The organism is uncultured Tateyamaria sp. (assembly GCF_947503465.1).
In the GTDB taxonomy this organism is placed as follows: Bacteria; Pseudomonadota; Alphaproteobacteria; order Rhodobacterales; family Rhodobacteraceae; genus Tateyamaria.
Genome location: NZ_CANNDN010000004.1, coordinates 103904 through 125947, shown reverse-complemented (window position 1 = coordinate 125947; position 22044 = coordinate 103904). Strand labels below are relative to the sequence as shown.

22 protein-coding genes are annotated in these 22044 nt (G+C 63.1%); 16 read left to right on the top strand and 6 right to left on the bottom strand.

Annotated elements, in window-relative coordinates; all coding sequences use genetic code 11:
• Window positions 1–131: 131 nt before the first annotated feature.
• From Q0844_RS19190 to Q0844_RS19115, 16 genes are all read left to right on the top strand, one after another.
• The gene (locus tag Q0844_RS19190; protein ID WP_299048604.1) at window positions 132–1139 is read left to right on the top strand and encodes a TRAP transporter substrate-binding protein; all 1008 of its coding nucleotides are present in this window, start codon (window positions 132–134) and stop codon (window positions 1137–1139) included.
• 75 nt (window positions 1140–1214) lie between these two features.
• Window positions 1215–1772: a TRAP transporter small permease gene (locus Q0844_RS19185; protein ID WP_299048376.1), complete on the top strand. Its 558-nt coding sequence runs from the start codon at window positions 1215–1217 to the stop codon at window positions 1770–1772.
• Between the two features lie 42 nt (window positions 1773–1814).
• Window positions 1815–3131 carry a TRAP transporter large permease gene (locus tag Q0844_RS19180; RefSeq protein WP_299048601.1) on the top strand — a complete coding sequence of 439 codons (1317 nt, stop codon included), beginning with the start codon at window positions 1815–1817 and terminating at the stop codon, window positions 3129–3131.
• Between the two features lie 249 nt (window positions 3132–3380).
• Window positions 3381–4142: a crotonase/enoyl-CoA hydratase family protein gene (locus tag Q0844_RS19175; protein ID WP_299048373.1), complete on the top strand. Its 762-nt coding sequence runs from the start codon at window positions 3381–3383 to the stop codon at window positions 4140–4142.
• Window positions 4139–4600, top strand: coding sequence for a MarR family transcriptional regulator (locus Q0844_RS19170; protein ID WP_299048371.1), 462 nt, complete (start codon window positions 4139–4141; stop codon window positions 4598–4600). Before Q0844_RS19175 ends, Q0844_RS19170 begins: the two co-directional genes overlap by 4 nt.
• Complete coding sequence (locus tag Q0844_RS19165) at window positions 4597–6369, top strand: feruloyl-CoA synthase (protein WP_299048369.1); 1773 nt, start codon at window positions 4597–4599, stop codon at window positions 6367–6369. The genes Q0844_RS19170 and Q0844_RS19165 overlap by 4 nt, the downstream gene beginning before the upstream one ends.
• The gene (locus Q0844_RS19160; protein WP_299048367.1) at window positions 6366–7238 is read left to right on the top strand and encodes an amidohydrolase family protein; all 873 of its coding nucleotides are present in this window, start codon (window positions 6366–6368) and stop codon (window positions 7236–7238) included. Before Q0844_RS19165 ends, Q0844_RS19160 begins: the two co-directional genes overlap by 4 nt.
• 85 nt (window positions 7239–7323) lie before the next feature.
• Entirely contained in the window at window positions 7324–8850 is a 1527-nt protein-coding gene (locus Q0844_RS19155; RefSeq protein ID WP_299048365.1) for a benzoate-CoA ligase family protein, read from the top strand.
• Entirely contained in the window at window positions 8850–9659 is an 810-nt protein-coding gene (locus Q0844_RS19150) for an alpha/beta hydrolase (protein WP_299048364.1), read from the top strand. The genes Q0844_RS19155 and Q0844_RS19150 overlap by 1 nt, the downstream gene beginning before the upstream one ends.
• A gap of 99 nt (window positions 9660–9758) precedes the next feature.
• Window positions 9759–11417 carry a 2,3-epoxybenzoyl-CoA dihydrolase gene (gene boxC, locus Q0844_RS19145; RefSeq protein WP_299048361.1) on the top strand — a complete coding sequence of 553 codons (1659 nt, stop codon included), beginning with the start codon at window positions 9759–9761 and terminating at the stop codon, window positions 11415–11417.
• 112 nt (window positions 11418–11529) lie between these two features.
• A complete protein-coding gene (gene boxB, locus Q0844_RS19140) occupies window positions 11530–12978 on the top strand; it encodes a benzoyl-CoA 2,3-epoxidase subunit BoxB (RefSeq protein ID WP_299048359.1) in 1449 nt (482 codons plus the stop codon).
• Window positions 12979–12989: 11 nt separating this feature from the next.
• Complete coding sequence (locus Q0844_RS19135; RefSeq protein WP_299048358.1) at window positions 12990–13163, top strand: hypothetical protein; 174 nt, start codon at window positions 12990–12992, stop codon at window positions 13161–13163.
• Between the two features lie 10 nt (window positions 13164–13173).
• Window positions 13174–13635, top strand: coding sequence for a flavodoxin family protein (locus Q0844_RS19130; RefSeq protein WP_299048355.1), 462 nt, complete (start codon window positions 13174–13176; stop codon window positions 13633–13635).
• A complete protein-coding gene (locus tag Q0844_RS19125) occupies window positions 13632–14054 on the top strand; it encodes a thioesterase family protein (RefSeq protein ID WP_299048352.1) in 423 nt (140 codons plus the stop codon). Before Q0844_RS19130 ends, Q0844_RS19125 begins: the two co-directional genes overlap by 4 nt.
• A 59-nt stretch (window positions 14055–14113) precedes the next feature.
• Window positions 14114–15004 (top strand): helix-turn-helix transcriptional regulator, encoded by an 891-nt coding sequence (locus Q0844_RS19120; protein ID WP_299048350.1) that lies wholly within the window; start codon window positions 14114–14116, stop codon window positions 15002–15004.
• Window positions 15001–15468 (top strand): 3-hydroxyacyl-CoA dehydrogenase family protein, encoded by a 468-nt coding sequence (locus Q0844_RS19115; RefSeq protein WP_299048349.1) that lies wholly within the window; start codon window positions 15001–15003, stop codon window positions 15466–15468. The genes Q0844_RS19120 and Q0844_RS19115 overlap by 4 nt, the downstream gene beginning before the upstream one ends.
• 33 nt (window positions 15469–15501) lie before the next feature.
• On the opposite strand, the gene Q0844_RS19110 is transcribed toward Q0844_RS19115, so the two are convergent.
• The 6 genes from Q0844_RS19110 to Q0844_RS19085 all read right to left on the bottom strand — a co-directional run bounded on the left by Q0844_RS19110 (window position 15502) and on the right by Q0844_RS19085 (window position 22012).
• On the bottom strand, window positions 15502–15987 hold the full coding sequence (locus Q0844_RS19110) for a DUF2165 domain-containing protein (protein WP_299048348.1): 486 nt from the start codon (window positions 15985–15987) through the stop codon (window positions 15502–15504).
• 83 nt (window positions 15988–16070) lie between these two features.
• Window positions 16071–17729: an ABC transporter substrate-binding protein gene (locus Q0844_RS19105; protein ID WP_299048345.1), complete on the bottom strand. Its 1659-nt coding sequence runs from the start codon at window positions 17727–17729 to the stop codon at window positions 16071–16073.
• Window positions 17730–17860: 131 nt separating this feature from the next.
• On the bottom strand, window positions 17861–18736 hold the full coding sequence (locus tag Q0844_RS19100) for a TauD/TfdA family dioxygenase (RefSeq protein ID WP_299048344.1): 876 nt from the start codon (window positions 18734–18736) through the stop codon (window positions 17861–17863).
• Window positions 18733–20136 carry an FAD-binding oxidoreductase gene (locus tag Q0844_RS19095; RefSeq protein ID WP_299048342.1) on the bottom strand — a complete coding sequence of 468 codons (1404 nt, stop codon included), beginning with the start codon at window positions 20134–20136 and terminating at the stop codon, window positions 18733–18735. Before Q0844_RS19095 ends, Q0844_RS19100 begins: the two co-directional genes overlap by 4 nt.
• The gene (locus Q0844_RS19090) at window positions 20133–21308 is read right to left on the bottom strand and encodes an amidohydrolase family protein (protein ID WP_299048340.1); all 1176 of its coding nucleotides are present in this window, start codon (window positions 21306–21308) and stop codon (window positions 20133–20135) included. Before Q0844_RS19090 ends, Q0844_RS19095 begins: the two co-directional genes overlap by 4 nt.
• Window positions 21308–22012 (bottom strand): glutamine amidotransferase, encoded by a 705-nt coding sequence (locus Q0844_RS19085; RefSeq protein WP_299048338.1) that lies wholly within the window; start codon window positions 22010–22012, stop codon window positions 21308–21310. Before Q0844_RS19085 ends, Q0844_RS19090 begins: the two co-directional genes overlap by 1 nt.
• Window positions 22013–22044: the final 32 nt, after the last annotated feature.

Here is a 22044-nt window from a genome sequence, read left to right as displayed (position 1 = left end):
TAGTTACAAAGGCGGGTGACAGATTTAGTTGCGTTGCATAACAATTCCCTCGGAAGAGCGAGTCAGGCCATGGATGCCTGACCGGATTAGGGAGGAAATTCATGTCACTCACACGCAAATCATTTCTGAACATGGTGGGTGCTGCGGCCCTTGCCATCGGGTCGGGCACCGCCGCCATGGCGCAGGAGGTCACGCTGAACCTGCACCAGTTCCTGCCGGCGCAGGCCAATGTGCCCAAGCTGGTTCTGGATGTCTGGGCCGACAATGTCGAAGAGGCCAGCGATGGCCGGATCAAGATCGACCGTTTCCCGTCCATGCAGTTGGGGGGACGCCCGCCGGAGTTGATGGACCAGGCCATTGACGGCGTGGCCGACGTCGTCTGGACCGTGGTCGGCTATACCCCCGGTCGCTATCCCAGCACCGAGGTGTTCGAGCTGCCCTTCATGATGACAAATGCCCGGGCGATGTCGTCTGCCTATTGGCAAATGTTTGAAAAACATATGAAAGACACCGAGTTCAAGGATGTGCATATCCTGGGTACATGGGTGCACGGACCGGGCATGATCCACACCAACAAGGAAGTGCGCACGCCTGCGGACATGGCGGGCCTGAAGATCCGGGGCGGGTCCCGCACCGTGAACAACCTGCTGGAAAAGATGGGGTCCACGCCGGTGGGCATGCCTGTGCCCGCAGTGCCCGAGGGCCTGAGCAAGGGCGTGATCGACGGCACCACCATCCCGTGGGAAGTGACCGCCGCGCTGAAGGTGCCGGAACTGGTGGGCAACCATACAGAGTTCGAGGGCGAGGCCCTTTATACGCTGACCTTCGTGCTGGCGATGAACAAGGATCGGTACGAAAGCCTGCCTGCGGATCTGCAAAAGGTCATCGACGACAATTCGGGCCTTGAATTCAGCATCTTTGCCGGAGGCACACAGGCCGATTCCGATGGGCCCGCGCGTCAGCTGGCCGTGGACAACGGCAACAACATCGTGACCGTGTCGGGCGCCGATCTTGACGCATGGCGGGCGGCTGCGCAGCCCATCTATGACGAATGGGTCGCGGATATGGAAAGCAAGGGTATCGACGGTCAGGCCCTGATCGACGAGGCGCGTGCGCTGATGGATGCCTACGAGGGCTGATCCGCTTAACGCAATTGAAAGTCGGGCCGTGGCAGGAATGCTGCGGCCCGATTTTTCCAAGGATTTGAGGCAAGTATGTACAGCGTCGTGAAATGGCTGTCGCGGATGTCTGCGGTGATCGGGGGGATTGTTCTGGTTGCCCTGGTCCTGTTGACGACGCTGTCGATCATCGGTCGCGAGCTGTCGAAGCTGGGCCATGCGCTGGGCGACGGGTGGCTGGGCCAGTTTCTGATTGCGTCCGGTGTGGACGAGATCAGGGGCACCTATGAGCTGACCGAGGCCGGTGTCGCCTTTGCCATCTTTGCCTTCTTTCCCGTCTGCCAGTTCTATGGCCAGCATGCGACGGTGGATGTGTTCACCTCTGCCCTGCCGCGCCGCCCGCTGGGCTGGTTGCGCGCGTTCTGGGAGGTCGTGCTGGCCGCCGTGATCGTGTTCATCGGACTGCGCCTCTATGACGGCATGCTGCGCTATCTCGGCAATGGCGAGACGACGCTGTTTCTGCAATTCCCGGTCTGGTGGGCCTATGCCGCCAGCGTGGGGGCCGCCGCCATCGCAGGCCTTACGGCGATCTATTGCGCCTGGATCCGGGTGGTCGAAGCGGCCACCGGACGCCAGATCTTACCGGAAGGTTAACGGCTGATGGAATGGGTCCGCGATATCGTCCAATTTCTGGGCCTGACCCGGTTGGAGTTGGGGTTCTGGTCGTTCCCGATCCTCTTGGGCCTGATTTTTTTGCGCGCGCCGATCGGGTTGGCCATGTTCATGATGGGGCTGGTGGGTTGGATATTCGCGATGAACGGCAACCCCACGCCGATCCTCGCCAAGCTGAAATCCGAGACATACACCACATTCTCTAATTACTCGTTAACCATCATCCCGATGTTCCTGTTGATGGGGCAATTCGCGACGCTTTCGGGCATGTCCACGTCGCTGTTCAAGGCGGCCGAAAGCTTCCTTGGCCACCGCCGGGGGGGCGTTGCGATGGCGTCCGTGGGCGCCTGCGCGGGCTTTGGCGCGATCTGTGGATCGTCGTTGGCCACGGCCGCCACGATGAGCCGCGTGGCCCTGCCCGAGCTGAAAAGATATGGATATTCAGGGGGTTTCTCGACCGCGACGCTGGCCGCCGGGGGGACATTGGGCATCCTGATCCCGCCCTCGGTCATCTTGGTGATCTATGCGATCATCACCGAACAGAACATTGCAAAACTGTTCCTGGCCGCGTTCATTCCCGGCATTCTGGCCGCGATTGGATATGTCATCACCATCTCGATCTACGTCCGCCTGTATCCGGGCAGCGCCGGCACGCGCGCCGCCGTTCCGATGGCGGAACGCTGGAAGGCGCTGGCCGAGACGTGGCCGGTGCTGGCGATCTTTGCGCTGGTGGTGGGCGGCATCTATGCCGGGTGGTTCACGCCGACGGAAGGTGCGGCGGTCGGCGCGGCGGGCACCGGGCTGGTTGCGTTCTTTGGCGGCAATCTGACGTGGCGGGTGCTGGGCGAGTCGCTGATCGGGACGGCCAAGACAACGGCCATGATCTTTTTCATCGTGTTTGGCGCGTCGCAATACAATGGTTTTCTCGCGCTGTCCGGCGCGCCGCAATGGCTGGCGGATTTCGTTTTGTCCCAAGGGTTTACGCCCATCCTTGTGCTGAGCGTGATCCTGTTTTTCTATCTGGTGTTTGGCTGTGTCATGGACAGCCTGTCGATGATCCTGCTGACGGTTCCGATCTTTTTCCCGGTGATCTCGGGCCTTGATTTCGGGATGTCGCCGGAACATGTGGCGATCTGGTTCGGCATCCTTGTCCTGATCGTGGTGGAGGTGGGATTGATCACACCGCCGGTGGGTATGAACCTGTTCATCATCAACGCGATGGACCGTGAAACACCGATGACCGAGACGTACAAGGCGGTGCTGTTCTTTGTCGGGTCGGACATTTTCCGCGTGATCCTGTTGGTCGCATTTCCGGCGATCACGCTGTTTTTGATCCCCTGAGGCGAGGGCGTTCGGTGCCTTGTGCGGCGCATGGGCGTCGCGATGCGGGTTAACGCCTGCAAAACAGGGGGTTTGGGCGATGCACAACCTATGCACAGACTGTGCACCGTGCGTACACCGATGGTGCACGCGACTTCCGGTTAACGGTGCGGGCGGCGTATTAACCTTAATGCTGGGTCAATGGCGGGACTTGCTGGAATCGGCCGTCCTGTGCTTGGATAGTTATGATCCATAACTAACGAGGTGCGCATGCCCGATCTTTTGGTTGATGTGCAGGACAAGATTGCGGTGCTGACCCTGAACCGGGCCAACAAGCGCAATGCGATGTCGGACGGGCTGCTGGCCGAGATTGACGCGTTTTTCCGTGCCCCGCCCGACGGCGTGCGCGTGGCCGTCATCACCGGTGCGGGTGGGCATTATTGTGCCGGTCTGGACCTGTCGGAACACGTGGCCCGGGATGCCGAAGGCACGTTGCATCACTCGCGTGGCTGGCACGCGGTCATGGACCGGGTGCAGGGATCGGGCCTGCCTGTCGTGTCGGCGATGACGGGCGCGGTGATCGGGGGCGGATTGGAACTGGCGACCTCGACCCATGTGCGGATTGCGGAACCGGACTGTATTTTCCAATTGCCCGAGGGGCGGCGCGGCATCTTTGTCGGCGGTGGCGCGACGGTGCGTGTGGGGCGCATTCTGGGGCCGGACCGGATGACCGAGATGATGCTGACGGGGCGCAAATATGGCGCCGAGGAGGCCGTGGCCCTGGGGTTGGCGCATTATGCCGTTGGCACCGGAGAGGCGCTGCCGCGGGCGATGGAGATTGCGGCGCAGATCGCCGGGAACGCGCCGCTGTCCAATTACATGATGATCCAGGGGATCGCGCGGATTGCCGATATGTCCCGGCAGGATGGGCTGTTTGTCGAAAGCATGGCGGCCGCGCTGGCCCAGACCTCGCCCGATGCGGTGGAGGGGTTGGCGGCCTTCCTTGAAAAGCGCGCGCCGAGGTTTCGATGATGCGGAAGGTAGAGCAACATACGGAGTCGGATGTTACCGATGCCGCCCTGCGCCAGTTCGTGGGGTACAACATGAAGCGCGCGTTCAACGTCCTTCAGGCCGATCTGGCGCGCACGTTGGAGCCGTTTGGCCTGCGCATGCTGACCTTTTCCGCGCTGTCGATGATTGTCGAGAATCCCGGCCTGCGACCCAGCCAGTTGGCGGGGGCCCTGTCCGTCGAGCGGGCGAATGTGGTGGTTTATGTGGACCGGTTGGAGGAGGCGGGTTGGGTCACCCGCGCGCCCTGCGCTGACGACCGTCGCGCCTATGCGCTGCAATGCACGATTGCGGGGCGGCGGGTATATGACAAGGCCGTGGCGGCGGTGCGCGCCCATGATCGGCGCATGCTGGACGGATTGCGCGCGGTGGAAATTGCGGCGGTGAAAAAGGCGCTGGCGCGGATCGAGGGGCGGGGATGACCGATCATCTGGGATTGTTGCCGCACAAGGTGGTGCGCGAGGACCGTCCGGACGGGTCGATTGTGCTGCGATCGGGCCATGAGCTGTCGGCGGTGGATCGGTCGACGGGCGTGTGGTTGGACCGATGGGCGGCACAAACGCCCGACGCTGTGTTTCTGGCGGAGCGATCCGAGGACGGGTGGCATACAGTATCGTATGCAAACGCATTGGAGCGTGTGCGCGTGCTGGCCGCCGGGCTATTGGCGCGGGGTGTGTCGGGGCCGATCCTGATCCTGTCGGGCAATGCGGTGGATCATGCACTGCTGACGTTGGCGGCGCAGTATGTAGGGCTGGTGACGGTGCCCGTGGCCGCGCAGTACAGCCTGATCGCGGCGGCGCATGGACGGCTGGAATATGTGCGTGATCTGGTGAAACCCGCGCTGGTCTATGCGGCGGATGATGACGCGTTTGGGCCGGCTTTGGACCTGTTTGACTGCCCGAAACTGGTGTCGCGCGTGGTGTCCGGGCGCGGTGAGGCGTTGGCCGGTTTGAACGGGTCGGCGGATGTGAATGCCGCCCATGCGGCTGTCGGCCCCGAAACGGTGGCAAAGCTGTTGCTGACCTCCGGGTCGACCTCTGATCCCAAGGCGGTTGTGACAACCCACGGGATGATGACGACCAATCAGGCGCAAATCCGCGATGGCCTGCCCTTTGTCGCTGCGCGCCCCCCGGTGCTGGTGGATTGGCTGCCGTGGAACCATGTTTTTGGCGGATCGCATAACTTCAATCTGGTGCTGGCCAACGGGGGGGCGCTGTACATTGATGACGGTGCGCCGATCCCGGCGAAATTCGGGCGGACGGTCGAGAATCTGGGGCTGGTGTCGGGCACGATCTCGTTCAACGTGCCGATTGGGTTTGCGCAATTGGTGGCGGCGATGGAACGCGACGCACGCTTGCGCGAGACGTATTTCCGCGACCTCGACATGATCTTTTATGCAGGTGCGTCGCTGCCGCAGGAGACGTGGAGCGTACTTGAGCGTATGGCGCTTGAGACGGCGGGACGCATGCCGCTGATCACGTCAAGCTGGGGGCTGACCGAGACCGCCCCCGCCGCCCTGTTGCAACATGTTCCGGCCAAGGGTGCCGGGATTGTCGGTGTCCCGATGACCGGCGTGTCTGTGAAACTTGTCGATGACGGGACGGGGCGCATGGATGTGCGGGTGAAGGGCGACAATGTCTTTTCGCGTTACCACGAAGCGTCGGAAAAGACGGCAGAAGCGTTTGATATCGAGGGCTTTTTTGTCACCGGAGATGCGATGCGTTTCGTGGACCCGGCGGATATGAACAAGGGGTTGCGCTTTGACGGGCGGCTGTCCGAGGACTTTAAGCTGAGCACGGGAACCTGGGTTCAGGCGGCGCAACTGCGTCTGGATATGCTGGCCGTGCTTGGCCCCCTGGCACAGGATGTTGTTGTCTGCGGCGCGGGGCGGGATGAGGTCGGCATACTGATTGTTCCGGGGCCGGACGCGCAGGACGGTGTGGTGGATGAGGCCGCGCTATGCTGCGCAGCATCCGATGAAATACGCAAGCGTATGGAAACGTATTCCGACGGCATCACCGGCACGGCCCGAAGGGTTGTGCGTGCCCTCGTTCTGGCCGACCCGCCGGATATGGGCGCGGGCGAAGTGACCGCCAAGGGCAACATCAACTTTGCCAGGCTGCTGGAGCGCCGGGCCCATCTGGTGGACCGGCTTTATGACAACACTGATCCCGCGAGTATTGCCCTGTGATTGACCTTGAAAAGATCCGCGCCATCGACATCCACACCCATGCCGAGGAGCCCTGCGGGTGTCACCCGGATGACGGCTATGACGACCTGCAATCCACCATGGCAGCGTATTTTCGCGCCCCCTGGACACACCCGCCGACGGTGCCCGAGACGGCGGCGCATTACCGGGCGCAGAACATTGCCGCCGTGATCTTTCCCGTCGATGCGGAGCGGGAGACCGGCTATCGCCGCTATGCCAACGAGGAAGTCGCGGAGATTGCCGCCGAGAACAGTGACATCCTGATCCCGTTTGCGTCCATTGACCCGTGGAAGGGCAAGATGGGCGTGCGCGAGGCCAGGCGGCTGATGCGCGAGTTTGGCATCAAGGGGTTCAAGTTTCATCCGACCATGCAGGGGTTTTATGCCAATGACCGCATGGCCTATGACCTGTATCGCGCGATCGAGGATGAGGGCGGCATTGCGCTGTTTCATACCGGGCAGACTGGTGTCGGGTCGGGGATGCGTGGCGGCAACGGGATGCGCCTGAAGTATTCGAACCCGATGTATATGGATGACGTGGCGGTGGATTTTCCCGATCTGAAGATCATCCTGGCCCATCCCAGTTTCCCGTGGCAGGAGGAAGCGCTGGCCGTCGCGCAGCACAAGCCGAACGTCTATATCGATCTGAGTGGCTGGTCGCCCAAGTATTTCCCGCCGATCCTGGTGCGGTATTGCAATTCTATCCTGCGCAAGAAGATGCTGTTCGGGTCGGATTGGCCGATGATCGCACCCGAGCGGTGGTTGGCGGATTTCGAAGGCATCGACATCAAGGACGAAGTGCGCCCCGGCATTCTGAAAGACAACGCGGCGCGGGTGTTGGGGTTGCAGTAAAGTGCGTGATCGCGGCCTGGACATTGCGACAGCCTGACGCAGGATGCACGATAAAGCATCTTCATGAGTCTTTGGGAGGGGACACGTGGCAAACGCAGCATCTTACTTTGTGGACCGTCACGTGGCCGAGGGCCGCAGCGACAAGGTTGCCTTTCGCGAGGTCGGCACGGGGCGCAGCCTGACCTACGGCACGCTGGCCGAGGCGTCGGGCCGCGCCGGTGCCGCGTTCCTGGCGTCTGACATCCGGCCCGAAGAGCGGGTGGCGATGCTGGTGCTGGACCAGATCGAGTTTCCGGTGCTGTTCTGGGGCGCGCTGAAGGCCGGGGTGATTCCGGTGCCACTGAATACGTTGCTGGCGACGCCGGTCTATGATGCGATCCTGCGGGACAGCCGCGCCACGATGCTGGTCGTGTCAGAGGCGCTGTGGGACGTGGTGGCCCCGGCGCTGAAGGGCAATCCGTACCTGCGCCGTGTTGTGGTGATCGGCGGCGCGCGCGACGGGGCACAGACCTATGACGCGTTCATGGCGCGGGCGGAGGCACCGATTGACACCCTTGATGCCACGGATGATGAGACGGCATTCTGGCTCTACTCTTCGGGCTCGACCGGACAGCCGAAGGGGGTGTATCACATCCATTCCGCGCTGAAGGCGACGGCGGACACCTATGGCGCGCAGGTGTTGCAGGTGCGCGAACACGACGTGGTGTTTTCCGCGGCCAAGTTCTTTTTCGCCTATGGGCTTGGCAATTCGATGACGTTTCCGATGTCCGTTGGCGCGACCGTGGTGATCTTTGGGGGCCGGCCCACGCCGGACGGCATGGTGCAGGTGATTGCCGATGCGCAGCCGACCGTGTTCTGCGGGGTGCCCACGCTTTATGCCGCGATGGTGGCGCATATGGAAGCGCATGGCGCGCCTGAAGCGCCCTTGCGGACCTGTATTTCGGCAGGCGAGGCATTGCCCGAGGACGTGGGCACGCGGTGGGAGAAGCTGACCGGTGTGCCGATCCTGGACGGTGTCGGGTCGACCGAGATGCTGCATATCTTTCTGTCGAATGCGCCGGGCGCCGTGGTCTATGGCACGTCGGGCGTGCCGGTGCCCGGATACGAGGTGCGGCTGGTCGACGAACATGGCGCAGATGTCGGCGTGGGCGAGGTGGGTGAGCTGCTGGTCAATGGCGCGTCCGCTGCTGGCGGGTATTGGAACCGGCGGGACAAGACGCGCGAGACGTTCGAAGGCGTATGGACGCGAACCGGTGACAAGTACGAGCGCCGCGCGGATGGGCGGTTTGTCTACTGCGGGCGGACGGACGACATGTTCAAGGTGTCCGGCATCTGGGTCAGCCCGTTCGAGGTGGAGCAGGCGATTTCGTCCCATGCGTCCGTGTTGGAATGTGCTGTTGTCGCCGCGCGGGACGAGGATGGGTTGGAAAAACCCAAGGCCTTTGTCGTGCCCCATGGCGACCGACCCGAGGGGTTGGAGGAGATGCTGAAGACCCATGTGAAGGACCGTGTGGGCAAGTGGAAGTACCCGCGCTGGGTCGAGTGTGTGGACAGCCTGCCCAAGACGGCGACGGGCAAGATCCAACGCTTCAAGCTGCGGGAGGGTGCGTGATGGAGTGGCGTGCGGGCACGGTTTCGGTTGCGGGGCATGATCTGGACTACGCGTGCTGGGGGCCTGCGCCCGGGGACGCGCCGACGCTTGTGATGCTGCATGAGGGCCTTGGGTCCGTGGGCCTGTGGCGCGATTGGCCGGAGGCGTTGGCGGAGGCCACGGGCATGGGTGTGCTGGCCTATTCCCGTGCGGGGTATGGTCGGTCGTCATCTGTACAGTTGCCGCGCCCGTTGGATTACATGACGCGCGAGGCGGAGGATGTGCTGGGCCCGCTACTGGACGCGGCGGGCGTGACGTCGGCTGTGCTGCTGGGCCATTCGGACGGGGCGACGATTGCCGCCATCTATGCCGGGTCGGTGTCGGACATGCGCGTCCGGGGCCTCATCCTGATCGCGCCGCATTTCTTTACCGAGCCGGAGGGGCTGGCGGCCATTCGGGCGGCGAAATCGGCCTATGAGAGCGGTGATCTGAAGGACCGCTTGGCGCGGCATCACGATCACCCGGATGTGGCGTTTTACGGCTGGCGTGACGCATGGACCGATCCGGGCTTTGCCGACTGGAATGTGGGGGATGCCATTGATCACTGGCGCATTCCGTCGCTGGTCGTGCAGGGGTCCGAAGATCCCTATGGCACGTTGGCGCAGGTGCGCGAGGTGGAGGGCCGTGCCTATGCCCCGGTCGAGGCGCTAATTGTCGATGGGACCGGGCATGCGCCGCACAGGGATGCGCCGGAGATTGTCACGCCGGCCGTTGCCGGGTTCTGCGCCACGCTGATGGCATTGGAAGATGCGCCGTCAGAAGCGCATTAAAGTGCACAAAAACACGATATTTTTGGGCCTTATGTGCATTTTTCCCTACTTGTGATGTAGCATAATGCTACTTCAGCCCCTGAAAGGCTTACCTGATTCATGACCAAGATCATCGACTTTCGCACCGATCCCAGCCGCTATCGCCATTGGCGGGTGGACTATGACGGGCCTGTGGCCACGCTTTGGATGGATGTGGATGAGGATGGCGGGCTGTTCGATGGCTATCAGCTGAAGCTCAACTCCTATGACCTGGGCGTCGACATCGAGTTGAACGACGTGGTCCAGCGGATGCGGTTCGAGCACCCGGAGGTGAAGGTCGTGGTGATGAAATCGGCCAAGGACCGGGTGTTCTGTGCGGGGGCCAACATTCGGATGCTTGGGGGGGCTGCGCATGCCCACAAGGTGAATTTCTGCAAGTTCACGAACGAGACGCGCAACGGTTACGAGGCGGCGGAGGCCGAAAGCGGCCAGAAGTATGTCGCAGCCGTGAAGGGCGCGTGCGCCGGGGGCGGGTATGAACTGGCGCTGGCGTGCAACCATATCATGCTGACGGATGACAGCACGTCGTCCGTGGCGCTGCCCGAGGTGCCCTTGCTTGCGGTGTTGCCGGGCACCGGGGGTCTGACCCGCGTGACCGACAAGCGCATGGTGCGGCGGGACCGGGCCGATGTGTTCTGTTCGACCGAAGAGGGCGTAAAGGGCAAGCGGGCCGTGCAATGGAAGCTGGTGGACGAGGCGGTGCCAAATGCCCGCTTTGACGAGGTTGTGGCCGAGCGGGCGGCGGAGTTTGCGGCGGCGTCGCCCAAGCCGGACGTGGCGCAGGGCATTGCGTTGGGGCCGATCGCGCGGACGATTTCCGAGGATGGATCGGTGTCATACGGTCTGGTCGAGGTGACCGTGGACCGGGATGCGCGTCGGGCCGAGATTTTGATCAAGGGGCCCGAAGGAGAGGCCCCTGCGGATGTCGAGGCGTTGGTGGCGCAGGGCGATCAGTCCTATATCCTGCGGCTGGCGCGGGAACTGGAAGATGCGGTGCTGCATCTGCGTTTGAACGAGATGGAGGCAGGCGTTTGGGTGATCCGAAGCCAAGGCGACCCGCAGGCGGTGCTGGCGCACGAGGCGTTGGTTCTGGACAACCCGGAGCACTGGCTGTGCAACGAGATCCGCCACTACTGGAAGCGGGTGTTGAAGCGGGTCGATGTGACCTCGCGCTCGCTTGTGGCGCTGGTCGAGCATGGCAGCTGCTTTGCCGGGGTGCTGGCCGAACTGCTGTGGGCGGTCGACCGGTCGTACATGATGGAAGACGAATTCGAGGGCGACAATCGGCCCCTTGCGACCATCACACTGAGCGAGGGGAATTTCGGGGCCTACCCGATGGGCAATGATCTGACGCGGTTGCAGACGCGGTTTTATGGCTCGGACGACGGGGATGGTTTGCGCGGGCACATTGGCGCGGCGTTGGAGGCCGAAGAGGCGGATGAGACCGGTTTGGTGACCATGATCCTCGATGACATCGACTGGGAGGATGAGATCCGCATCTTCCTGGAAGAGCGCGCTTCGTTCAGTCCGGACGCGATGACGGGGATGGAGGCGAATCTGCGCTTTGCCGGGCCGGAGACGATGGAGACGCGCATTTTTGGCCGTCTGACCGCCTGGCAGAACTGGATTTTCAACCGCCCCAATGCGGTTGGGCAAGATGGCGCGTTGCAGCGGTACGGGACCGGTGTGCGCGGTGATTTCAACATGGAGCGGGTCTGACCCGCGCGGTTGGTGGGCAGATTGCCCACCCTACGAGGTCCCGGCGCTGCCGGTTCTCGGCAAAATGGGTAGGGTGGGCAATGTGCCCACCACCGACGGAGGAGATGAAGACATGACTGTGATGAACGTCAGCTATGACACCCAAATCCCCAACAATGTGGGGCTGAGCCAGGACCGCAAGGTACTGAAAGCGCTGGAGAAGTGGCATCCCGGCTATATCAACTGGTGGAATGACCTGATCCCGCAGAATTTCCAGGAAAGCATGGTCTATCTGCGCACCGCCGTCAGCGTGGACCCCAAGGGCTGGGCCAAGTTCGACTATGTGAAGATGCCGGAATATCGCTGGGGCGTTCTGCTGGCCCCCGCCGTGGAGGACCGGCGCATTCCGATGGGCGAGCATTATGGTGAACCTGCCTGGCAGGAAGTGCCGGGCGAGTATCGCAACATGCTGAAACGCTTGATCGTCATTCAGGGCGATACGGAGCCGGGGTCGGTCGAGCAGCAGCGGTTCCTGGGCCTGACGGCACCGAGCCTCTATGACATGCGCAACCTGTTCCAGGTGAATGTCGAGGAAGGGCGGCACCTGTGGGCGATGGTGTATCTGCTTCAAAAATACTTCGGCAAGGACGGGCGCGAGGAAGCGGATGACATGCTGGTCCGGTCCTCGGGGAACGAGGATGCGCCGCGGATGCTGGGGGCCTTCAACGAGGAGACGCCGGATTGGCTGTCCTTCTTCATGTTCACGTACTTCACCGACCGCGATGGCAAGATGCAGCTTGAATCGCTGGCGCAATCCGGTTTTGACCCGCTGTCGCGCACCTGCCGCTTCATGCTGACCGAGGAAGCGCACCACATGTTCGTGGGCGAAACGGGCGTGACGCGCACGATTCAGGCGACGCTGGCCGCGATGCAGGAGCATGGGATCGACGATCCCTATGACATCGGCAAGATCCGCGATCTGGGGGTCATCGACCTGCCGACGATCCAGAAGAAGCTGAACCTGCACTATACCCTGTCACTGGACCTGTTCGGGCAGGAGGTTTCGACCAATGCCGCCAACGCGTTCAACGCCGGCATCAAGGGCCGGTATATGGAGCAGCGGATTGATGACGACCACAAGCTGACGAACGACACCTATGCCGTCGCCAGCATCGTGGACGGCAAGATTGTCACGCAGGATGTGCCTGCGCTGACGGCCATCAACATGCGTTTGCGCGATGATTATGTGCGCGATGCGTCCGGCGGTCTGCGCCGCTGGAACAAGCAGATTTCGCGCACCGGTATCGACTTTGAACTGAAGCTGCCGCATGAGGGGTTTCACCGCAAGATCGGCGTGTTCGCGAACCAGCCAATCACGCCGGAGGGCGAGTTTATCAGCCAGTCGGATTGGGATGCGCGGCAGACCGAGTGGTTGCCGACCAAGGAAGATGGCGCGTTTATCCAGTCGTTGATGAAGCCGTGCTATGAGCCCGGCAAATACGCCAGCTGGATCGCACCGCCCAAGGTCGGGATCGACAACAAGCCGGGCGATTTCGAATATGTGAAACTGCACATGGCCTGAGGGAGGCACCCATGCAGATCAACAGAACAGCCCTGACCGACACCGCCCCCCAGCGCCCGTTTTGCGCGCTGGAATGCGATGGATGTACCGGAATGTGCCTTGCGCTCTACATGATGCTGAACCGGGACGAACAGGACGAGATGTGCCGCCGTTACAGGGCGGGCGCGGACCCCCGCGTGCATTGAGGAGTATGTGATGAAAGTTGGTATTTACTACGGGTCCGAGACCGGCAATTCCGAGATGCTGTGCGAGGATATCGAGGCGGAACTGGGCGACGGGTTCGACTGCGATATCCAGAGCCTTGCGGACGTGGACCCCGCCGCGATGGAGAAGGACGTCTTCTATATCATCGTGACGTCGACCTACGGGAATGGCGACTTGCCCTCGACCGCGCTGCCGTTCGAAGAGGCGCTGACGGAGGGCAAGCCGGACCTCAACGGGATCCGGTTTGCCATCTTCGGTCTGGGCGACATGGTGTTTGCCGAAACCTTTGCCCATGGGTCGATGAAGCTGGCCGACATGATGAAGGCCCAGGGGGCCACGCAAGTGGGCGAGCGCGGCATTCATGATGCGTCCGGTTTCGACATGCCCGAGGACATCGCACTGCCGTGGGTGCAGGGGATCATGGGTCTGATGCAGGCGGACAAGGCCGCTTGAGCGACCGTTTCAAACATGAAATCCGGGTGACGTGGGGCGACTGCGACCCGGCGCGCATCGCCTATACCGCCCGCCTGCCGTGGTTTGCGCTGGATGCTATCAACGCCTGGTGGGAGGCGCATCTGGGCGGTGACGGCTGGTATCAGCTGGAACTGGACCGCAATATCGGCACGCCGTTTGTGCATATGAGCATGGACTTCCGGTCACCCGTTACGCCCCGCCATCGGCTGATCTGCGCGGTGTGGCCCTCCCGTCTGGGCGACACATCCGTCACCTTTCGGGTCGATGGGCACCAGGACGGGGTGTTGTGTTTCGAAGGCACGTTCACCTGTGTGTTCATCATTGCGGACCAGTTCAAAAGCCAGCCTGCGCCGCCAGAGTTGCGCGCCCTTCTGGCCGCCCACATCTGCGACATTTGATCCGTTGATCGGCGCGTGATGCGCCCTACAACAAGTTGATAATACCAGACAATGTGCGCATGACATCACCAAAACCAATCCCTGACGGCGCAATCCCGATGATTGCACGCCTTGCCACCCGCGTTCGCGCCGCCCGCGAAGCATTGGGTTTGCCGCGGCGTGAGTTGTCGGAACGCTCAGGCGTGTCGCCCCGCTATCTCGCGCAGTTGGAGGCGGGCGAGGGCAACATTTCCGTCATTCTGCTGGACCGTGTTGCCGCCGCGTTGAATGTCCGCATCGAAGACCTGTTGTCCGAAACGCCCCCGATGGCCGGAGACGTGGCCCGTGTGGCCCGTCTGTACCAGGTCGCGCCTGCGCAGGTGCAGGGGCGCGTTCGGGCGCTCTTGGCGCCGCAGAACCCGGTGGCGCTGCGGGCGCAGCGCATTTGCCTGGTGGGCTTGCGCGGCGCGGGCAAATCGACATTGGGACGGATGGCCGCGGACAAGCTGAAAGTGCCCTTCATCGAACTGAACCACGAGGTCGAAGCCGAGGCGGGCATGCCGTTGTCCGAGGTGATGGCACTGTATGGCCACGACGGATACCGCGCGCTTGAGGCCGAGGCGGTGGCGCGGATCGTGGACAAGCATGACAAGCTGATTCTTGCGGTGGCGGGGGGTATCGTGGGCGATGACGCCGCCTTTGACATCGTGCTGGAAAGGTTCCACACCGTCTGGGTGCGCACCAGCCCCGGTGAACACATGGCCCGTGTGCGCGCGCAGGGCGATCTGCGCCCGATGGAGGGCAATCCGGCCGCGATGGAGCAGTTGAAGGCGCTGCTGGACCAGCGCACCCCGTCCTATGAACGGGCGCTGGCGCAGGTCGACACCGCGGCCAAGCCTGTGTCCACCTCGCTGAATGACCTGCTGGCCATCATTGCCAAGCATCGCTTTCTCGAGGGCCTTGGGCCGTGACGCTGGCGGTTGCCCCGTTGCAGGACCTGTTTTGGCGTGTGTGCGAGCGGTTGGTTTATCTGCATTCGACGCCGTGGGAGCTGGACGAGGCGCTTGTGGCCTGGGGCTATGGCCTTGGCCCGTTCGAGGCGCAGGACCTTGTCGGATTGGACACCGTGCTGACCGCGCGACGTGCGGATCAGGTCAGCCCCGTTCTGGCCCGCATGGTGGCCGAAGGGCGATTGGGCAAACGGTACGGCTGGGGGTATTACCGCTATCCCGGTGGGGGTGGCGCGGTGATCGACCCGCTGATCGAGGATCTGATCAGTGAAGAGGCATGGTTTGCCAAGGTGACGCGCACAGAGGTGCGCGCTGACACCTTGGTTGCACGTTTGCATGACGAAATGGGGGCGCACCTGCGGGCCGATCCGTCAGCAGCCATGGCGCTTTTGCACGTTCCGAAAGAGCGTCTGGCGCTGATCTGAGGCCGTTGACCGGACGCGCCGCGTACCGTCCCGTCAAAGCGCCAGAAAGATCATCGTGCCCACGCCCCACAGCGTCATCTGATAATGCGTGTTCTGCGCCCCTTCATGGCAGAACCAATAGCAAAAGTGGTTTCCAACCACCAGAAAGCCGCCCCAGACGGCGGTAAACAGCATCGCGCCAGCCAGCGCGATACTGCGCCCCGTCTCGGCGCTGCCGAAGCCGAACAGGGCCATGCCCAGCCCGATCACCCCGGCCCACAGCACAAGCGTGGCAACCAGTTCCGCCGCAACCACGATCCGAAAGGCCAAGTGTTGCTGGCGGCGGTTGGTGACGGCGCGGTGCGCCACATGGGCAAAGGCCTCGGGGTATTCCGCCCTCATGCGCGACATCTCCATGACCTCGGCGGTGTAGGTTTCGTTCACGGACGGATGCAGGATGTTGTCGCGCACGCCAAGCGTCAGCCACGACGCGACAAGTCCGGTGGCAAGGGCTTGGGCGGCGATCAGCATCTGGTCCATCTTGTGTCCTTTGGCGTTTCAGGGCGTTCCATAAAAAAGGGGCCGCGCGATGGCGGCCCCTTTCAGATCGGTTCCTGGTCGGATCAGGTCCAGGCCAGTTCGGCCGGGCGGATCTCGAACGAGATGTGGTGCGCACCGCCCACCAGACCTTCCTTGGTGTGGTTGTAGAGCGACCGCCAATAGGGCTGGATCGTGACTCCGTCGTTCTGGATCATGGCCTGACCCTCGGCCATCAGGGCGCGGCGCGCCTCGACGTCGGCTGTGGCCAGCGTCTTTTCCAGCAGGGCGTCGAATTCCGGGTTCGCGTAACCGAACTCGTTCCACGCCTCGCCCGACCGGTAGGCCAGCGCCCAGATCTGCACGCCCAGCGGACGGTGGTTCCAGTTGGTCGAGCTGAACGGATATTTCGCCCAGTCGTTCCAGAAGGTCGACCCGGGCAGGATGGTCCGCTTGACGTTGATGCCCGCGTCACGCAGCTGGGCCGCCACCGCGTCGGTGGTGTCCTTGCGCCACGCGTCGTCGATCGAGATCAGCTCGTGCTCGAAGTCGCCCATGCCGGCTTCGTCCATCAGGGCCTTGGCCGCTGCGGGGTCCACCTTGCGGGGGGGCAGTTCCGCGTATTCGGGGTGCATCGGACCAACGTGGTGGTTTTCAGCGGGAATACCGCGACCGGCATAGCCCAGTTCCAGCAGCACTTCGTTGTCGACGGCCATGGTCAGGGCCTGACGCACGCGTGGGTCGGCGTAGGGTTGTTTGCCGTCAACTTCGGCCAGTTGGTTGGGGCGGATCACGATGGTCGCCGCGGTGGCGATTTCGTTGCGCTGCCAGCCGTCCAGCGTGTCGAAGATGTCGATGAAATCGCCCTCGATCGAGTAGGTCATGTCGATCTCTTCGGCTTCGGCGGCGGCGACAAATGCCGACGGGTCGGTGCCGTAGTCGATAAACTCGATCCGGTCGAGATAGGCGCCGTTGCCCGCGTTCCACCATGCGTGGTCCTCGTTGCGGACCAGAACGGCCTTCACGCCGACTTCCAGCGTTTCCGGCAGGTAGGGGCCGGTGCCGATGGGGCTGTCGATGCTGTCGATCGACGTGTCGGGGTGCGTGATGGCCGCAGGATAGTCGGCCATACCGGCGATCAGCGTGATGTCCGATGCGGGCAGGTTCAGTTGCACGGTGCTTGCGTCCACGACGACGATGGCGCCGTCGATGGCCTTGTTTGTGTCGGCGTCGATCAGGGTCGCGAAACGACCGGCCATCGAATTGCCCTCGACGTCCTTGTCGCACCATGCGGTGATGTTGCGTGCCACGTCTTCGGCGGTAAAGTCGTCGCCGTTGTTCCACTTGACGCCCTGACGCACCTTGAGGGTGTATTGCGTCGCGTCGTCATTGATTTCCCAGCTTTCCAGCAGCGAAGGCTGGAAGGTGCCGTCGTTTTCATAGGTGACCAGATATTCCAGCCAACCGCGCGACACGTTCGCAATCTGCGACCAGTCATAGGTGCGGGGGTCCTTGAGGGCGCGGACTTCCTGCTGGATGCGGACGGTGCCGCCTTGCTTGTGGGCAGCGGCCTGTGCTGCAGGTGCGGTCAGGCCAAGCATGCCGTAGGCGACGGCGGCCGAGGCACCAAAGCTGCTGGCCGTGGCCAGGAACTCGCGGCGGTTGATCGGATCGGTGCCGACTTTGCCGGCCGAATCCACGATGGACTGCGGCAGCGGCTTGCCGGAACGGGTTGTGAAGGTCATGTTCTTCCTCTCTGTTGGCGTCGCAAACATCGGTTTGCGCCCTTATGCGGCCGGGGTGAGTGCCCGACCTTTTTTGGTGTTGCAGTTAACCTGCGTTTTATCGCCATCCCGTGGCGGGAGACGCCCGGAGTTCAAACGATCAGGCGCATGGCGTCAACCCCGTCATCCGGGGTTGCAGATACACAAATACTAGACAAAACACGCGGTTCTTTGTGATTCCACGCCGTTCCCCGGTGCAAAACCGCCCTTTGATCCCAGATCAGCACGTCTCCGACCTGCCATTTATGGGAATAGACATAGTCAGGCTGCGTCACGAATGCGGTCAGTTCGTCGATCAGGGCCGCCCCTTTTTCGGGGTCCATCCCGGCCACCGCATAGGCATGGCTTGCAATATAAAGCGCCTCGGCCCCGTTCACCGGGTTGCGCCAGACCGCGCGCCACAGTTGGTCGGGCCATTTGTGAAACATCGGCAGCTTTGCCAGATCCGGGCTGATCCGGGCGCGCGAATGCGCATAGCGGTGCCAGAACCCGGTGTCGCGCACCTGGGCCTTCAAAGTCTCGGGCATGTCGGCCCAGCCCGCCCGCGACGACGCCAGTTCCGTGTGGCCGCCGGTTTGGGTGACGACCCGCGCCATCAGGATGTTGGTAAGCGCAGGCACCGGCAGGAAGGTGCTGTCTGCATGCCAGAGCATGTTGGATTTGAGGTTGAGCGTATGCAGGTCCATGTCGCCGGTGGTGGTTCCATCCGCGCGCACATTGCTGACTTGCGGCACGGTGAAATCCTCGTCCTCCGCGCGCTCGTCCGCGAGGCGGTCTTCGATCGGGCCAAAGAACCGGGCAAGCCGGATATGGGCCGCGTCGTCGAGTGTCTGTTTGCGGAAAAGGAGGGCGGAGTGGTCCTCGAACAGCGCGCGGAGTGCGGCATAGCCCGCCGCATCAATCACGCTGAGATCGATATCATGCACGTCGACGCCGAAACGGTTGGTGAGCGGTGTGGTGTGCATCATGCGTCTCCCATCGCTTCGATCTGGTCCGGGGTCAGGTCCTTTACGTCGTTCCAGAACCGCGACTTCGGACTGTTGAGCAATCCCTTGGGGTCCATGCGCTTTTTCCACGCCAGGTGGGTATAGTCGGCCCTGAGCCCGCCGCCTTCGACATTCCAGGTATGGGCATCGTAGACGGGAAAGCCGTTCGCCTCGTAGGTCGCGTTGATCTGGGCCAGCCGCTCGGGCGTCGAAAACCAGATGATCGGCAAATCGAAGGTCACGATGTCGCCGCCCACACGTGCGAATTCGTGGTGCATCCACACATCATCGCCCAGCTTGGGGCGCAGCGCGGCGATGGCCTGCGGGTCGGGCGGTATGGGGCACCCCACCTGTTGATACGTGGCCGAACGGTCTGCCTTCAGCACCTGCAACGTGGTGTGGTTATAGCTGAAGTCGAACACGTGCGGCAGGCCCATCTCTTGCCGTTTGGCCTCGGTCAGCATCAGGTCCACATGGCCGTCGTGGCCTGCGATCAGGGATTGGAACGCCGCCTGATCCTCGGCCGGGATCATCGACACCAGAAGGTGCTTGTCCTTGCGGATATGCCCGTCAAGCCTGGGGAAATAGGCGCAGATACGGGCGTCCACCGTGGTGACCAGCTTGGCGGCGATGGTGTCTGCCTGTGCGATGGCATGGCCGGTGCCATAGGCGCGTTCATAGCTGTCGAAGGTCGCCATGCAGCCGACCCAATCGCGTTTGGGAACGGTGCGCAGCGTGACGTCGGTGATCACCCCGTTCAAACCCCAGGCGTGGTGGATGTGCAGCGTGTCCGTGCCTTCGAACACACGTGCCTGTGGCGCTGCCTCGACCGTCATGGCGGTCAGCGCGATCAGGTTGCCCGGGTCACGCAGCGCGCCATTGGCGATGGACCCGATGCCCGCGCTGCCGCCAGCGACAAAGCCGCCAACTGTCGCGATGTCCTGCGTCGAGGGGAACATCGCCATTTCCTGTCCGCTGTCGGCCAGCGCCGCGTTGATGTCGGCCATCAGGGTGCCGGCCTCGGCCCGGACAAACCCGTCGCCGATCTCAAGCACCTGGTTCATCGCGGTGGTGTCGATGATCAACCCACCCGCCATGGGCACGGCCTGGCCGTAATTGCCGGTCCCGCCGCCGCGCAAGACGATGGGCGCATCATGGGCATGGGCCGTGGCCAGCACATGGGCCATGTCGTCGGGTGTCCTGGGGCGTGCCACCAGATCCCCAAAGCATGTTTTCAGTTCCGCGTTCAGTATGGGCGAATACCAGAAGAAGTCGCGGCTGCGTTTCTTGACCAGAACGGGTTCGGCGATGGTCTCGACCGGGGCAAGTGCTGCGGCAAAGGCGGCCCAGTCGATGTCGGTCTTGCCGGAAATCGATGTCATGTCAGTGTCTCCGTCGCGGGGCGCAGCGGCGCGCGCCCGGATATCAGGTCAGCCGTGTGCGCGGCGTCGCAGATCATCACGTCCTTGATGGCGGCCCCGTCCAGAGGGGTGGGGGCCACGCCAATCGCCCGCGCCGCGTCTGTTGTGATGGCGGGCAACCAGTCCCCGAGGGGCGGATCCAGATGTGCCGTCAGGCAGGCCAATCCGAGGGCCGCGCGCGGATCATGCGCGCCGATGGGGCAAAACGCATCTGCGACGTTGTCGGACCCGACAATCACGGGCACGCCTGCCGCGCGCAATTCACGCATCCGGGTGATACCGCGCCGGTCAGGTGTGCCGGTGCCGCGCCCTTGCAGGTACAGGTTCGTGACGGGCAAGGCGCAGACCGCAATGCGGGCCTGAACCAGCTTGTCCGCGATGCGCTCTACGGCGTCGGGGCCGCGATCCATCAGGCTGACGCAATGCCCGCACAGGATGGGCCGGTCACAGCCGGTCGCCAGCGCGATGTCGGCAATCATCTCCAACCCGGACAGATCGCCCAGCCCCTCGTCAACGTGGAAATCCAGCATGAGGCCATGGCGGTTTGCGGTATCAAACATTGCGCGCACCCCATCCGGCGCGCCGTCGTGACCATGCACAAAGGCACCCGCGACCCCGCCGGTCCGGGCCAACGTGGCGCCCACCGCATCGGCAAAGCCGGGGTCGGCCCATTGTTCGATCCCGATCAGCGCGGCCAGTTGCAGCCCCGGATGGTCCTGCGCCAGTTCGGTCAGGACGGACCACGCCAGCGGCGGGGCGGCAGTATCGCCCCAATCCACATGGCTGCGGATATGGGCGCAGCCATTGACTTGCGCCTCGGCCAACCCCTGGCGGGCGCGGGTTTCGATGTCTTGCGCGTCCCAATGCACCTTGTCGGCGTACTGGCTGGCAATGGCGTGGTGCAGATCGCCGCCCACCTGGCCCAGCCGGGTGATGGTGTGGCACTTGTCCAGATGGCAATGCGGCTCGATCAACCGGGGCAGGATCACCTGTGCGTCACCGCCCGTCGGTGGGTCCAGCGCGACCAGCGCACCGTTCCGAATGACGGGTTGGCCGCGCAGGCAGTCGCCCTGCACCGTGCCGCCGAACCGGGCCGGTGCAGCCACCAGCGACAGGGGCGCAAGCACATCCATCAGGTGGCGGGCCCCAGGAACCGGTCCAGGAAATCGCGCATCCACGCCCCTTGGGCGGCATCGTGATCCAGCATCAGGCGCGTTTGCGTGGCACGGTCCTGCACGCCCGGTTCCGACCAGCGGCCCCAACCCTCTGCACGGTCCTGCCAGCGCATGAAGCCGGTGATGGTCTGTTCGGGGTGAAACTGCACGCCGACGACCCTGTCGCCGACACGATACGCCTGGTTCTCAAACAACGGGCTGCGGGCCAGATGCGTGGCGCCGGCGGGCAGGTCGAAGGTGTGGAAATGCGCCTGCGCAAAATGCATGGGCGCGGTCAGAAAATCGCCGGCATCCGGTGTCGGTGCGACCTCGTACCAGCCGAATTCATGCGTGCCATGTGCGGGTGCCCCGGCCCATGCCCCCATGTGATGGGCGATCATCTGTGCGCCCTGGCAGATGCCCATCAGCGGGATATCGGCCTTCAGGGCGGCATCGATGATCCTGTATTCCTCGTTCAGAAACGGATGCAGCTTGCTGTCATAGGCATTGTAGTTGCCGCCATAGACCACGACGCCGATCACATCGTCGGTGATCTGCCCCACGTCCTGGCCCTGCCACGCACGGCGCGCGTCGCAGCGTACCTGATTGGCACCGCACCAGGTGGTGATCCGATCGTCCATGGGGCCATCGCCGTGGCGCAGGCACAAGACACGCTTGTCCATATCCTTCCCTTTCCCGGAAGTGGATGTCAGCG

What these genes read in the sequence shown, in the direction of transcription:
- Q0844_RS19190 (WP_299048604.1), top strand. Translation starts at nt 132, where the DNA reads ATGGTGGGTGCTGCGGCCCTTGCCATCGGGTCGGGCACCGCCGCCATG.
- Q0844_RS19185 (WP_299048376.1), top strand. Translation starts at nt 1,215, where the DNA reads ATGTACAGCGTCGTGAAATGGCTGTCGCGGATGTCTGCGGTGATCGGG.
- Q0844_RS19175 (WP_299048373.1), top strand. Translation starts at nt 3,381, where the DNA reads ATGCCCGATCTTTTGGTTGATGTGCAGGACAAGATTGCGGTGCTGACC.
- Q0844_RS19170 (WP_299048371.1), top strand. Translation starts at nt 4,139, where the DNA reads ATGATGCGGAAGGTAGAGCAACATACGGAGTCGGATGTTACCGATGCC.
- Q0844_RS19165 (WP_299048369.1), top strand. Translation starts at nt 4,597, where the DNA reads ATGACCGATCATCTGGGATTGTTGCCGCACAAGGTGGTGCGCGAGGAC.
- Q0844_RS19150 (WP_299048364.1), top strand. Translation starts at nt 8,850, where the DNA reads ATGGAGTGGCGTGCGGGCACGGTTTCGGTTGCGGGGCATGATCTGGAC.
- boxC (WP_299048361.1), top strand. Translation starts at nt 9,759, where the DNA reads ATGACCAAGATCATCGACTTTCGCACCGATCCCAGCCGCTATCGCCAT.
- boxB (WP_299048359.1), top strand. Translation starts at nt 11,530, where the DNA reads ATGACTGTGATGAACGTCAGCTATGACACCCAAATCCCCAACAATGTG.
- Q0844_RS19135 (WP_299048358.1), top strand. Translation starts at nt 12,990, where the DNA reads ATGCAGATCAACAGAACAGCCCTGACCGACACCGCCCCCCAGCGCCCG.
- Q0844_RS19130 (WP_299048355.1), top strand. Translation starts at nt 13,174, where the DNA reads ATGAAAGTTGGTATTTACTACGGGTCCGAGACCGGCAATTCCGAGATG.
- Q0844_RS19120 (WP_299048350.1), top strand. Translation starts at nt 14,114, where the DNA reads ATGACATCACCAAAACCAATCCCTGACGGCGCAATCCCGATGATTGCA.
- Q0844_RS19110 (WP_299048348.1), bottom strand. Translation starts at nt 15,987, where the DNA reads ATGGACCAGATGCTGATCGCCGCCCAAGCCCTTGCCACCGGACTTGTC.
- Q0844_RS19105 (WP_299048345.1), bottom strand. Translation starts at nt 17,729, where the DNA reads ATGACCTTCACAACCCGTTCCGGCAAGCCGCTGCCGCAGTCCATCGTG.
- Q0844_RS19100 (WP_299048344.1), bottom strand. Translation starts at nt 18,736, where the DNA reads ATGATGCACACCACACCGCTCACCAACCGTTTCGGCGTCGACGTGCAT.
- Q0844_RS19095 (WP_299048342.1), bottom strand. Translation starts at nt 20,136, where the DNA reads ATGACATCGATTTCCGGCAAGACCGACATCGACTGGGCCGCCTTTGCC.
- Q0844_RS19090 (WP_299048340.1), bottom strand. Translation starts at nt 21,308, where the DNA reads ATGGATGTGCTTGCGCCCCTGTCGCTGGTGGCTGCACCGGCCCGGTTC.
- Q0844_RS19085 (WP_299048338.1), bottom strand. Translation starts at nt 22,012, where the DNA reads ATGGACAAGCGTGTCTTGTGCCTGCGCCACGGCGATGGCCCCATGGAC.